Below are 13,901 nucleotides of genomic sequence, written 5' to 3'. Positions count from 1 at the left end.
TATATTTTGGGCTCAATTTTAGCTTGCTGTTCCATATCAGCTTGATCATCTTCAATGTACTGGAATATACCTCCACAATTGATCGGATGAACACCTTTGAGTCTGCAGATTCGTGTTCTTATGTCTTCAATATCAAGCCTTATTGGAAAATATGCAAGTACATTTTTCAATTATTTATGAAAACAATATGAAACTTGACAACTTGTTACACTTGAATACATCTGATTGTTTTTTATTAATTTTAAAATAATTTTTTTTGATCAAAAGTCATCCAAATATTATTTTAAAATGTCTTTTGCTCTGTCTTTTAATCAATTGCTACAATTTTACATTAAAGACAGCATTTACATTATTCTTCAACGTCTGATCAGTTTTAACTTTATTTTTGCTTAATAATCTGTATCCTTAAGGCGCTTTCTTGGGGGAGAGATTAATCACATGAAACTGACTCAACTTGCAACAATTTGTGCCTTAGCAACAACTGCGACATTCACTCAAGCTGCGCCTATTTGGCAAGACTTCAGCTTAACTGGACTTTATGGTGAAAACTATGAAGTTGTCGATGAGCAACAAACAACGCTGACCGTTGAATATGCTGCAAAAGTAAAATATGCAGATGTATTCTTCTTTATGGATCGTATGCGTGGTGGTGATGACAATAAACTGACTTATTTCGAGTTATCTCCTCGTTTAAGCCTTGGTGAAGTGTCTGGAATGAAACTTTCTGCTGGTCCTGTTAAAGATGTATTAATTTCAACTACATGGGAAAGTAACCAAGACGATTTTGGTAACGATTTTGACAACTTCCTTTATGGCGTTGGTTTTGATCTTGCTATTCCTTACACACAATTTGCAAGTGTAAACTTTTACCGCGCGAACAATGACATCCAAAAAGATGACTATCAAATGACCATCACTTACGGTGTGCCATTTAAACTAGGGTCAGAAGATTTCCTAGTTGATGGTTTCCTAGATTGGTCAACTGCTGAAAAAGATGATGTTCCTCATGCAAGCGAACTCAACTGGACAACTCAGTGGAAATGGAATGCAGGTAAACACATTTCTCCAGATACACGTTTATACTTAGGTATTGAACATTCTGTGTGGAATAACAAATTCGGCATTAAAGGCAAAGACGAAAATAATGTCAGCGCTTTAGTTAAATATCACTTCTAATTCGATATTTAACAATGTTTTTGAAAAGCAAGACTATGGTCTTGCTTTTTTATTGCCTGATCAATCAGATGATCTACAATAAAATATAAATAAGCTACCATGCCGTCTTTTATGAATTTAATCATCCGCCCTGCTCAGCTACACGATATTCCATATATTATGCAAATCTACAATGCTGAAATTGAGCATGGTGTTGCAACATGGAATAATCAACCAAAATCATTAGAAGAATATCAGCAATGGTTTCAGTATTTACAGGAAGCAGAGTTTCCACTATTTGTCGCAGAAGAAACAGAAACTCAAGTCATTTCAGGCTATGCTGAATATTCCAGTTTTAGAAATTTTAATGGTTATGATCAAACCGTTGAGCATGCTGTCTATATTGATCCAAAATTTACACGTTTGGGCTTAGGCAAAGCATTAATGAGTAAATTGATTGAACATGCTACCGCTCATCACAAGCATGTTATGGTTGCAGCAATTGATTCAGAAAATATAAGTTCTATTCACCTCCATGGAAAATTAGGCTTTAAACAATCGGGTTTTATGCCCGAAGTTGGGAAAAAATTTGGAAAATGGCGTGACTTAGTGTTAATGCAATTAAATTTAGATGAATCTCATTAAATCAGAAATATATTTTAGGATTAGCATCATGATAAAAACAATTTTTTCAGGATCGCTTTGCGCTTTAGGATTAATCGCAATGACCTCCACTCATGCAGAGCTCTCTTATGAACAAGAGTTACAACAAGGCTGTGCCAAATTAAAACAATATGCCAATAATGGAAAAAAACTCTATGATCAAAAACAATATAAAAAAGCATTAGAGCAATTTAAAAATCAAGCATCTTGGTCTCAATTCTGTATGCTGAATGCTGATGATACTACAGTCAAAGTCAGCGATCGTGATGTTGCGATCGCCTATAATAATGTTGGTTTAACTTATGCCAAAATGAATCAGCCTTTATGGGCACGAGCATGGTATTTACTCAATATTCGAGATGAAATAGAACCTCAAAGTACCCGTTTTAATTTACAACAACTACCAAAGCCAAAACCATCGACAGACTTATCAGGGCAATATGTGCGTTATGCTGGTTTTGGTGAGTGGAATTACCTTACTGTCAAAAATAATAAAACGTCTTATCAAATTGAATTTGATGGCTTATATATGGGTATTCGCAGTCTGGTTTATGGACCAAATATGGGAGAATTTGATATCACAATGCCACTTTCTAAAAAACAAGCCGTTTACCGTTATGAAGATTGTAAAATTGATTTAAATTTTAAAAGTGATACTACTTCTGGAAACTCGATTAAAGTTACACAAAGTGATGGCAATTCAGGCTGTGGTTTTGGACACAATGTATATGCAGATGGTGTTTATTTTAAAGTGGAGATGAAATAATGAAATTAGAATTAATTCCTGTGTTTGAACTTAAACCTTATCATCCTAATTTACACCGCCCAAAATATCCTTACTCAAACGAAGAATATGATACATTTTTAAATCAAGTTCATAAATTAAATGGTTTTCAATACTCCCTACAGCCAATTGTTATTGGCTACAACTTATATCCAATTGAGCAAACTTCCGACTTTAATATTTTAAAAATATTACAAGATACCATTCAAAATGATAAATATGGTTTAGAAGGTGGTTTCGCACTTTGCAAGAGAACAGAAGGTACTATTACACCTCTTTTAACACATAGATGTTGTTCAGATTTGAATGATATAGATAGTTGGTTAAAACTCGCAGAGAAAGACCTTAATGGCTTCTGGATTGGTCATCCTATGCTTTCTTGTGAAATTCAGGATAACCAAATTCGATTTATTGAAGAAGAGGACGAAGAACTTGAAGATATTTTAATTCCTTTTGTCGATTTTCAAATTGCGGCTAAAGAATTAAAAGATAAACTCAAAAATATTCGCCAACAATTTTTGCGCATTGCAATAAAACATCAACTTGATTTGTCAAAAATAAATGAACTTATTCGCTTTACTGAATATGACCAAAACAAGCTTTAATATACTTTGATCATACTCAATAGAAAAATCAAACAACTAAATCAGCCAAATTACCTTTCTGTTCAAGCCATTCTTTTCGGTCACTCGCACGTTTCTTTGCCAAAAGCTTATCTAATAAACCTGCTGTGAACTGCGTATCATCCAAATCTAACTGCACCAAACGGCGAGTATTTGGATCTAAAGTCGTTTCACGTAATTGACTGGCATTCATCTCACCCAAACCTTTAAATCGGGTAATTTGTGGATTTTTTGATTTTACTTTTTTCAAAATAGACTCAAGTTCACTATCATCTAAAGCATAGTAGACATCTTTAGCATCATCTATACGATACAACGGCGGCATTGCAACATATAGGTGTCCTTCTTCCACCAAAGTTGGAAAATGCTTCACAAACAAAGCACAAAGCAATGTCGCAATATGTAAACCATCTGAGTCCGCATCGGCAAGAATACAGACTTTGCCATAACGTAATTCTGACAGATCATCACTGCCCGGATCGACACCGATGGCTATGGCAATATTATGAACTTCTTGAGATGCTAGCACTTCATCTGAAGAGACTTCCCAAGTATTCAAAATTTTCCCACGAATTGGCATGATCGCTTGGAAGTTTTTATCTCGGGCTTGCTTAGCTGAACCACCAGCAGAATCACCCTCTACAATAAATAATTCAGATTCTTCAAGCGTATGCCCAACGCAATCTGATAATTTTCCAGGTAAAGTTGGACCTGCAACAATTTTTTTACGCTCAACTTTTTTTGCGGCTTTTAAACGGCGACCTGCTTTAGCAATCATCATTTCAGCAAGTTGCATGGCAACGTCTGAGTTTTGATTGAGCCATAAAGCAAAAGCATCTTTAGCAATATTGAGCATAATATTCGATGCTTCACGGCTTGAAAGACGTTCTTTGGTTTGCCCTGAAAATTGTGGTTCTTGAAACTTGAGTGACAAAATATAATTTACGCCATCCCACACATCTTCCGCAGAGAGTTTCATATTACGTGGCAACAAGTTACGCAGTTCACAAAACTCACGCATTGCATCAGTCATACCTGAACGCAAGCCATTCACATGCGTACCGCCTTGTGCGGTTGGAATAAGGTTCACATAACTTTCTTGAACCTGTTCACCACCCTCAGCATTCCAACAAATAGCAAATTCAGCACTTGCACGCTCACCTTCACCTGTAGCAACATAAGCAGGATCAGGTACAATTTCCCGATCTTCCAGTTCATCCATCAAATAATCGACAAGACCATTCTCAAATTGCCACTCTATTGTTTCACTATTAATTTCATCAATAAACGTAATTTTTAAACCTGCAGCTAAGACAGCTTTGGCTTTTAAATTATGTTTCAGTGCTTTTAAAGCAAATTTCGGTGAATCAAAATATTTTTCTTCTGGCCAAAAACGGACAGTCGTTCCTGTGGCACGTTTAGGTGCTTTACCTTCTAAAACTTCGAGTGGTGCAACAGGTTCACCATGCTCAAATACCATTTTGTAAAGGTTACCTTGACGCTGTACTTCAACTTCCACACGATCTGACAAAGCATTGACCACAGAAATCCCGACACCATGTAAACCACCTGAAAATTGGTAATTATCTGTGCTGAATTTACCGCCTGCATGTAGTTTAGTCAGAATAATTTCAATACCACTTTGACCATATTCAGGATGAATATCGACTGGCATACCACGACCATTGTCTTCTACGGACAATGAACCATCTTTATAGACTTTTACTGTAATTTTATTGGCGTGACCTGCAAGTGCCTCATCGACAGCATTATCAATCACTTCTTGCGCCAAATGGTTTGGACGAGTGGTATCGGTATACATTCCTGGACGACGTCGAACAGGATCTAAACCAGATAAAACCTCAAGAGATTGGGCTGTATAAGACACGTTAATATTTTTCCTTTTATTTTACGGAGTAGGATAAAAATTCCAACAGCATTGGAATTTTATCTGCAAAATTTTCCATCGCATGATTGCCATGCATTTCTGTCATGATCATTGATGTATGAGATGTTGCACTATAATACCTTTCAGCATCGCGATAATCCAAAATTTCATCGCCTTGTTGCAACAAAACCAAGAGTTTGTCTGCATCCTGAACAAATGGTACGGCTAACTGCTCAAGGTCATCAAGTTGTTGCTGATCAATTATCCAATTTTCACTGACCTTATAAGGTAACTGCGAACCAATATGCTCCTGAAACAAAAGCCATGGTCGCATAGCAGGATTAATCAAAACAGCAGGTACACTATGCTTCGCGACCAATTGTGTCGCATAGAATCCACCTAAGCTACTTCCGACCAATACCACATCATCCAATTGCCTAATCAAATCAGATATTGTTTCTATGACTTGCAATGGAGGCATATTTAAATCAGGTAGATGTACTGTATACGATGTATAAAGTGTACAGTAGTCTTTTAGTTGTTGTCCTTTGATCGATAACGCGCTACTTTGAAAACCATGTAAATAGAGAATATTCATATCTAAAAAATTTGCTTTTGTTTAATAAACGCTCTAATTATTAGTGTGACCAAAATCACATTTTTGTTTTAATTTGTATGTATGACTAAATTGTCCGACAAAAAATTAAAACTTTAACGTAATCATCAGTATTTTAGAGATGTTCAGGATGAACACGTTAATACAATGATTTGAGGATTTATACCTTGATCCTCATCAAAAAGAAAGCATTGGAATGCGTATCAAGATAATTGAGGATAATGGCATATGACTAGTTTAACACCACTGCACGAAACCTATTGTAAATGGGATCGTTCTCCGCCAAGTCAGGCAGATGTATTGGAGGGTTTAGCACAGTTGCTAAGCGCACCTGTCAGTAGTGTTGCACAAGATCTAATTCGCTCTATCCAGCGTGAAGTTTTATTGAGCCTATTTGGACTAAGTAAACAAAAAGCTAAACGTTTTCAAAATTCTCCTATCGTCGAAAAAATTTATACGCTCGGATTTAATAGTCTGCAAACTTATAGCAATCATTTGCTTGCGCCAGCTTTGCGTAAAATCATTGAGCAGTTTCCTAATCTGCATGAAAAACCACTGACCTACACGCTGAACTTTTTAATCAGTGTATTAAATGGTGTATTGGGAGATTACTTACTTGCCACACATAACCCACTTGCGATTACGAGTAATTTATACGATCACTATGGTGCTTTACAGCAAGGAGATTTAGCTGGTCGTGTGGTGATTTTTTCACATGGCTTATGTATGAATCATCAGGATTGGACAAGTCGTGGTAATGGTGGCATAGGTGAAAAACTATTGGCTCAACGTGATAACAACACCATGTTGTATTTACACTACAATACAGGTCGACGTATTTCAGCCAATGGTCGTTCTCTTGCCAATATACTCGAAGATTTAGTGAAACGTAATCCACGCATTACAAGTATTGACCTAATTGGACATAGTATGGGGGGACTAGTCTCACGTAGTGCTTTGTTTTACGGCAAGCAAAATATGCATCAATGGTTACATATGGTTGAAAATTTAGTCTGTCTTGGTTCACCCCATCATGGTGCAGTATTAGAACGTTTTGGTTTTGCGCTACAAGATAAAGTAGGACGTTTCCCTTTGATTAAATTGATTAGTCACATTGTCAATATTCGCAGTAACGGTATTTTAGATTTACGTTATGGTAGTGTGCGTGATGATGATTGGGAACATAACGCTGCACGTATTGGTCAGGTTGATGATAATCGCAAACCCGCACCGCTTCCTTCACATATCAATACTTTCTTGGTTGCAGGAACACTTGAGTTTGAAAATCGTAAAAATCGCACGCTTAAAGTGATTGGTGATTATTTGGTGAGTGTAAAAAGTGCTTTAGGTGAACATCCAAATCCACGCTATCAACTAAAACTACCTGAATCGCATAAAGCTGTATTTTATGGTTTGAATCATTTTGAAATTCAATTTCACGCTGAAGTTGCAGAGCAAGTTGCAAAATGGTTTTATCCGCACCATGACGAAATTGCAGAAGAACAAATCCGTAAATACTTAATCCAACTTGAAAATCTACAAGGTATTGTAGAAACCTAAAAATAAGAAAAGCCCGTTTCAACGGGCTTTTCTTGAATCAAATTTACAAGAAAATTAAGCAGGATATTTTCTAACTAGTTGCCACAAACTCACCAAAATCAAAACAGCAAAAAATGCAAATGACCATACAGGTAATGACTGACCTAAGAAGGTCCAATCAACCATCGCACATTCGCCTGAGCCTTTGAGTACATTTTCAAAGACTGACTTCAATGGCAAAGTATCAACCCAATAATCCAAACCTGGACCACAGCTAGGCACTTGATCAGCTGGTAAGTTTTGCAGCCAAACATGACGTGCGGCTACACCTGTCGACCATCCAATCGCAAGCGTACCTAAAAAAGCATAACCACGTTTCAATCCTGTAGATTTTGGATTATGTAGAAATGCAATTAGCGAAATCAACCCAAGCCCAATTAAGCCAATACGCTGGAACACACAAAGTGGACAAGGCTCAAGTCCCTGAAAGTGTTCGAGATACAGCGCAAAAGCCATGCCTACAACGCTAGCAATAAATAAAAAACCACTGACAACACGATAACTACGCCACTGCATGGCTATTCCTCTTATTTTTTATTTCAATACATCATTTAACGTTTATCTAAATTGTTTCAAATAATGTTCAAAACTTACTGTTGTATCTTGCTCAAGTTGTTGTTGCTTGTCTTTAGATGACACTGCAAGCTGTTCAAAATACGTTAAAAGTTCATCACTTAATACATGTTCTTGGTAATTTTTTACATGTGTTAAAGCCATAAAACTACCAAAACTCCATGTACCACCATGTTTCAATGTATCTGCAATCACTTGAGCAGATAGAGTTTTTTCGACATGATTAATACGTGTTTTCATCAACTGCATTGAATTACTGTAGATGTCCGTTGCGTAGGTTTGATTGAGTAAATCAGCCAAAGGTAACATTGCCGTTATATGTAAATTCAACCAATCTACTAGCAAATACTCAGCATTCGGCTCCAAAATTTTAGCATTCGGCGCTCGACCACGGTTGACCACTTCTGCCTGATTTTGATCAATCAAATCTTGTTCACTTTCAGGTAAATCAGGACTATCTTTGAGTAAACAATACAGCGCAATCACTTCTAAGAATGCTGCGGTATCTTCATTAATCCCAATATCACTATACGGATTGACATCAACCGCACGTAATTCGACATAAGCTATACCACGGTTTGCCAAAGCTTGTGATGGGGTCTCACCTGCCTCAGGTATCTGTTTTGGTCGAACTAAACTGTAATATTCGTTTTCAATTTGTAAAACGTGATCATTGATCTGAATCGGTTCGCCATTGGCATCGTCTAAACCTAAACGACTAAAAGGTGGGTAAGGCGTATAAACTGCTTTTTGTAAATCCGCCACATAATCTTTTAAATTATTATAATGAATACCCAATTGTTTCTGCGCTGAGTTTTGATAACCAAATCGCCCCATACGGAGTGCCGTTGCATACGGTAAATATAATGTACCTTTAATCAAAGGCAATAACTGATGCTCACGCCCTGTCATAAAACACTTACAAACAGATGGACTCGCCCCAATCAAATAGGTGACAAGTGGTGTTAAGCGGATAAAGTTACGTACTAATCCCAAATAACGATGACTACGATAATCCTGCAAACTCAAAGCTTTTAAGCGGTCATCTACTTCATGTTGTTGTAATGCTTCAAACACTTCATTCGGAAATGAAATATTGTAATGTACGCCTGAAATGGTCTGCATACGGCGACCATAACGCACACCTAAACCACGACGATAAAGTGTTTTAAATTTACCAATATTAGATGAACCATACTGTGCTAGACGAATATTTTCTTCTTCGTCATCAAGCATACATGGCATGGACAATGGCCATAGTTTTTCATCTTCAAGTAAATGACGATTCACCACCGCATGAATATCTTTTAAAAAATTCAATGCTTCAGGAATATTTGCTTTAGGTGGTGTAATAAATTCCATTAAAGCTTCAGAATAATCTGTCGTAATATGCGGATGAGTCAATGCTGAACCCAATGTCTCAGGATGATTGGTCTGAGATAAAAAGCCGTTGCCTTGCATACGCAGACTTTCACGCTCGATACCACGCAGCATGCCTTTAAATAGTGCAGCATCTGCCCAAGTCGGTAAAATGGCTTGAGTGTTGGCTTCTGGTTGACTCATTGCTTACTCTCTTATCTTAAAGAACATTTTCAAATCAAATGATTCAACTGCATTATATCGTGTTTTTACGATACAAAATCATGACAATAATAAATTCAGGTTGAATATTCTTAATCCATTACGGCAATTATTTATCACAAAGTCTACCGATAAGACATCTGAAATTTGTGATTTGCTTTATAAATGATGACAAAACAAGATCTAATTCAAAATTATGAGTATTCATTGATCTTTTATTTATGCTGAAATATTGAAATTAAGGCATCAAGCTTGCGATATAAGCACGATGATAAGTTACTGATTTAACAAAAATCAGCTTGAAATTTAGACTAAATCTATCATTTTAGAATGTAGGGCAGTCTAAAATCGAATTGTTTCTAAAACACTGTAAAAGCTTGATCATTCAAGCAGTACATCATCTCCCCATCATCCATCCACTTTTTTAAGAGGAACGAGATATGAAAAAAACACTAATCGGTCTAACGCTCATGACCGTTCTAACACTATCAGGCTGTGCGACAACACTCAGTAAGCCTCGTACATTTGATCAATTGGGACAGTACACTACAGTTCCCCTAAATGATCACAGTTATCGAGTCAGCTTTCAGGGCAACAGCAATATGAGCTTTGGTACAGCAGAAGAAATTACGCTATTAAAATCTGCTCAAGTCGCCCTGCTCAATGGTTTTAATTATTTCAAAGTACAAGATGATCCAAGTAACCGCAACCAACAACCACCACGTAAAGCTGTGGTTTACCCAACGCCAAGCTATTATCCTTATGGATGGGGTTACCGTCGTCCGTATTGGAATGATCCATTTTATGACATGCCTCAAGTTGTCACACTTGATCCAGTACAAGTAGCATATACCATTGATTGTTTTAAAGATAAAAAATCTGCCCCTGATGATGCTTTTGATGCTCGTCTGATTTTACAATCTTTAGGACAAAAATATGGACTTAGTCCGACAGGACAGGTCATACAACCTGAACCAACTACGGTAACATCGAAGTAGACATAATTAATTTCAAAACAACGATACAGGACGATCAATGAGCGGAACTGAAACTACAGATATCCCGAGCCTAAAGCGCAGTAAACGCCTTGCAACCATTGCGCTGATTGTGGCTGTATTGGTTTGGATTGCGTTAATCATTTCCGCCAAACTTCTCCCTGAATATGTATGGCTCATTCATATTTTCATGCTCGGTGCAGAAGCGGGTGTGGTTGGCGGCCTTGCCGATTGGTATGCCATTACTGTTCTGTTTCGTAATCCTTTCGGGAAAATTCCAATTCCGAGGTTTTTACGTGATCACACCGAAATTATTCCACGTAACAAAGCCCGTATTGCCGAATCGATGGGTAAGTTTGTACAAGAAAATTTTCTCTCTCCACAAGTGGTCGAAAGAAGTCTAAATAATACTGACTTGAGTCTTGCTATCGGGAAATGGCTCGCTAATCCGAAAAACAACACTCAAATTGTTGATGTTATTCAACAAACAGTACCGAAAATTTTTGAATTTATTGGTCAAGAACAAATTGGTCGTTTTATTCAAAACAACAGTGTGCAATGGATTCGTAATACGCGTGTCAATCATCTTGCAAGTGAAATGTTACGTGCTGTTTTAGAAAATGATTTTCACCAAGATGTATTACAGCGTGGACTTGATGTTGCCCACGAATGGATGATGAATCACCCTGAGAAAACTCGTGAATTGACTCAAAAGCTATTTAAAGAACTTGGCGTTTCTCGCCTTGCTAAAGGTGCAAGTTGGATTGGGATTGATGTTGAGCAACGTACCATTGATTCTTTACTTACCAAAGTCGAGTCAATGCTTGCTGACCCTGAGCATCCAATGCGCCAGCACATTGAAGATATTGCCAATGAACTCAAAAACCAGCTTGCAGATTACAACAGCCCTGCAAGCCTACGGTTAAACGAAACAAAAAATGCACTTTTGGACAGTGAGTCTGTACTAAATTTTATGACAGGTGCTGTCGTAATTTTATGTGATGGTATTAAGTCCGATTTAGAAAAATCTGATTCAGGCATTGCTATGAATTTGCGTGTTGCTATACAGCAAGTGGGTGAAAATCTGTTGCTCAATCAATCTGTTCGCGACCTGCTCAATGACCGTATGAGCGGTATTGCAATCAATTTAAGTGATCAATATAGCGAAAAAGTCATTCGTTTTATTAGTGAGCGTATTCACGAATGGGACTCTCGTGAAATGATTGATAAAATTGAAAATGAAGTCGGTGGTGACTTACACATGATTCGTGTCAATGGTGTGGTGGTTGGCGCATTTATTGGTTTAACGCTCGGTGTGATTCGTGCCATTATTGATTTTGTAATTTAAGTAAAAATCCTTTCCATCTAACATAAACTGATAATTCATTGCTAAACTGAAATACATTAAAAAGCTCATTCTTGCAATAATGAGCTTTAGATGTAAACTTATGATTCAAAATGAAATATGGATTTTAAAATACTAAAATTTGATTTCACATCAAATGTTTATACAGATATTAGACAGCATCATTTTGATTTTTCAATCAAGAATAATGGATGATGTATTTTAAATTTACGTTAAATCTTTTTATGATTGAACTTAAATGACTTTTTGATCTAATTTAAACAATTGATTTAAAGATGTATAAAATGTGCGACCATCTAAATTGAGGTCTACTTCAATTCCTGACTGCAAAAGAATTCTTTTGCCTACTTCAACTTCTTTTGAACCTTGACGTGTATTTTGCATTTTATTTAAGGGAATTAAAGAAACGATTATTTCCGTACCATTTTTAGATTTTGCAACTAAACTATTTTTTTCTAACAACGTATATCCTATTTTTTAATGCCTTTCCAACATGGAAATGGCTTGAACATTAAATTCCAGACGATAAAAAAGCACTAAAAAGTGCTTTTTTAAAGCATCTTACAACTTATACTGCAACGATGTTTACAGCATTTGGACCTTTAGGACCTTGAGTAATGCTGAATTCAACTTGTTGGCCTTCAGCCAAAGTTTTGAAACCTGAGCTAGCGATTTCGCTGAAATGAGCAAAAACGTCTGGACCTGATTCTTGTTGAATAAAACCGAAACCTTTAGTTTCGTTGAACCACTTAACAGTACCTTTAACAACAGTTGCATTTGACATAGTAAAATCCTACTAATTTTTAATAAATTTAGCCGTTTAACGGGCTAGTTATAACTTTGAAAATAATAAAGCATGAACTTAAAATCTAAAAAACGAAGGATTATAAACTAAAACTGCGATACTAAAGAAGATTTACCGAAACAAGACTTTTTTTTCTAGTCGAGAAGTATTATACCAAAAAAAACCAAATAATCAAGCAAACCATGAGCTATATTATCTTTTGAATCCAACTTATTCACAAAAACTATTGATATATAAGTAAATTTAAATATTTACATTGTTGAAAAAATATTCTTTCCAAATATCTTAGCTATATTTAGCTTTACGAAAAGCCAGATAAAATGTCTGGCTTTTTATACAGCTCATAAACTACAACTATTTGCTCCAACCAAATTTTTTAAAAATCACCAAGCCTTCTGATGACTTTAAAAAGTCTATAAATTTCTGTGTTTCCGAGTTTTTCTTGCCTCGTTCCGTCAATGCCACACCCATATCACGATAAATTACCAAATCACGTTCAATCGGAACAATTTGACCAATATTCGGATTACTTACACCCCAAATATTAAAAACTAACCAAGCATCGTAACTTTTATCTTCTTCCCAAGCCTTTTTTGCTAAACCTGTATTTTGTGCATATAAAGCAATATTTTTACGGAAATCTTGGGTTAATTGAATTGTACCCGTCCTCCCAGCAATATCTTCCCACATACCGACTTGCCCCGCACCATGCGTCACTAAAACTTTTATATTTGAGTTCGCTAAATCTTTAAAGCCTTTTATATGCTTAGGATTACCATCTCTCACCAATATTGCAGCAGGACGTAAATATAAAGGCTCAATTGATAACTTAACAATTTGATCTAAAAAGGTGATTTCTAAATCCGACATCATGGCTTCAGAGCCGCTATAGAAAATATCTGCATCAACTTTCGCTTGATCGACCCATTGTTTGGTTGGCCCAGCCGTAACTTTAACTTCTATCCCAGTTTGATTCTGAAATTGTTTAGCTGCTTCCTGCATGGCTGGAGCAGGACCTACTGGGCCATAAACATGTAATGCTGCCAACGTTGGCATCGCAAAAGAACAAAGTACTAGAGATAATGCATAACGATTAAATTGAATTTTTTTGAACATTTCTATTTCCTTGAAGTAGATTAAAAATAATTTAATCGCGTCATTCATGTGCCTTTTTTCATTTGATGCCATTGGTTAAACGATTTGATGTAAATATGTATCCACTCTATCGCTTATTTTAATCCGCAATATCTGAG

The 13,901-nt window shown here is 36.4% G+C and carries 14 protein-coding genes; 7 read left to right on the top strand and 7 right to left on the bottom strand.

Features of this window, described 5'->3' with window-relative positions:
• Positions 1–438 precede the first annotated feature (438 nt).
• The 4 genes from ACK1JC_RS04545 to ACK1JC_RS04530 all read left to right on the top strand — a co-directional run bounded on the left by ACK1JC_RS04545 (position 439) and on the right by ACK1JC_RS04530 (position 3,207).
• Entirely contained in the window at positions 439–1,176 is a 738-nt protein-coding gene (locus ACK1JC_RS04545) for an outer membrane protein OmpK (RefSeq protein ID WP_409510675.1), read from the top strand.
• A 111-nt stretch (positions 1,177–1,287) separates the two neighbouring features.
• Complete coding sequence (locus tag ACK1JC_RS04540; protein WP_409510674.1) at positions 1,288–1,800, top strand: N-acetyltransferase family protein; 513 nt, start codon at positions 1,288–1,290, stop codon at positions 1,798–1,800.
• 28 nt (positions 1,801–1,828) lie between these two features.
• Complete coding sequence (locus ACK1JC_RS04535; protein WP_409510673.1) at positions 1,829–2,584, top strand: hypothetical protein; 756 nt, start codon at positions 1,829–1,831, stop codon at positions 2,582–2,584.
• Positions 2,584–3,207 carry a hypothetical protein gene (locus ACK1JC_RS04530; protein ID WP_409510672.1) on the top strand — a complete coding sequence of 208 codons (624 nt, stop codon included), beginning with the start codon at positions 2,584–2,586 and terminating at the stop codon, positions 3,205–3,207. The genes ACK1JC_RS04535 and ACK1JC_RS04530 overlap by 1 nt, the downstream gene beginning before the upstream one ends.
• 28 nt (positions 3,208–3,235) lie before the next feature.
• Here ACK1JC_RS04530 and parE read toward each other — a convergent pair whose 3' ends face one another.
• Together parE and ACK1JC_RS04520 are read right to left on the bottom strand one after the other, a co-directional pair.
• Positions 3,236–5,113, bottom strand: a complete 1,878-nt coding sequence (parE, locus tag ACK1JC_RS04525; RefSeq protein WP_409510671.1) for a DNA topoisomerase IV subunit B — start codon at positions 5,111–5,113, stop codon at positions 3,236–3,238.
• A gap of 16 nt (positions 5,114–5,129) precedes the next feature.
• The gene (locus ACK1JC_RS04520) at positions 5,130–5,711 is read right to left on the bottom strand and encodes a YqiA/YcfP family alpha/beta fold hydrolase (RefSeq protein ID WP_409510670.1); all 582 of its coding nucleotides are present in this window, start codon (positions 5,709–5,711) and stop codon (positions 5,130–5,132) included.
• Positions 5,712–5,957: 246 nt separating this feature from the next.
• On the opposite strand from ACK1JC_RS04520, the gene ACK1JC_RS04515 reads away from it, so the two are divergent.
• Entirely contained in the window at positions 5,958–7,289 is a 1,332-nt protein-coding gene (locus tag ACK1JC_RS04515; RefSeq protein WP_409510669.1) for a hypothetical protein, read from the top strand.
• Positions 7,290–7,343: 54 nt separating this feature from the next.
• Here the strand turns inward: ACK1JC_RS04515 and ACK1JC_RS04510 are convergent, their stop codons facing one another.
• Positions 7,344–7,844, bottom strand: a complete 501-nt coding sequence (locus ACK1JC_RS04510; protein ID WP_409510668.1) for a disulfide bond formation protein B — start codon at positions 7,842–7,844, stop codon at positions 7,344–7,346.
• 42 nt (positions 7,845–7,886) lie between these two features.
• Complete coding sequence (gene gshA / locus ACK1JC_RS04505) at positions 7,887–9,464, bottom strand: glutamate--cysteine ligase (RefSeq protein WP_409510667.1); 1,578 nt, start codon at positions 9,462–9,464, stop codon at positions 7,887–7,889.
• Positions 9,465–9,922: 458 nt separating this feature from the next.
• On the opposite strand from gshA, the gene ACK1JC_RS04500 reads away from it, so the two are divergent.
• Complete coding sequence (locus ACK1JC_RS04500) at positions 9,923–10,480, top strand: CC0125/CC1285 family lipoprotein (RefSeq protein WP_409510666.1); 558 nt, start codon at positions 9,923–9,925, stop codon at positions 10,478–10,480.
• 37 nt (positions 10,481–10,517) lie between these two features.
• Positions 10,518–11,825, top strand: coding sequence for a DUF445 domain-containing protein (locus ACK1JC_RS04495; protein WP_409510665.1), 1,308 nt, complete (start codon positions 10,518–10,520; stop codon positions 11,823–11,825).
• A gap of 252 nt (positions 11,826–12,077) precedes the next feature.
• Here ACK1JC_RS04495 and ACK1JC_RS04490 read toward each other — a convergent pair whose 3' ends face one another.
• The 3 genes from ACK1JC_RS04490 to ACK1JC_RS04480 all read right to left on the bottom strand — a co-directional run bounded on the left by ACK1JC_RS04490 (position 12,078) and on the right by ACK1JC_RS04480 (position 13,764).
• The gene (locus ACK1JC_RS04490) at positions 12,078–12,305 is read right to left on the bottom strand and encodes a hypothetical protein (RefSeq protein WP_409510664.1); all 228 of its coding nucleotides are present in this window, start codon (positions 12,303–12,305) and stop codon (positions 12,078–12,080) included.
• A gap of 106 nt (positions 12,306–12,411) precedes the next feature.
• Complete coding sequence (locus tag ACK1JC_RS04485) at positions 12,412–12,627, bottom strand: cold-shock protein (RefSeq protein ID WP_409510663.1); 216 nt, start codon at positions 12,625–12,627, stop codon at positions 12,412–12,414.
• 375 nt (positions 12,628–13,002) lie between these two features.
• Positions 13,003–13,764, bottom strand: coding sequence for a substrate-binding domain-containing protein (locus ACK1JC_RS04480; RefSeq protein WP_409510662.1), 762 nt, complete (start codon positions 13,762–13,764; stop codon positions 13,003–13,005).
• Positions 13,765–13,901 lie beyond the last annotated feature (137 nt).

Source organism: Acinetobacter sp. TY2, assembly GCF_046269225.1.
GTDB lineage: Bacteria > Pseudomonadota > Gammaproteobacteria > Pseudomonadales > Moraxellaceae > Acinetobacter.
Note: the sequence above shows the minus strand (reverse complement) of the source record. Positions and strands in the feature narration are given on the sequence as shown.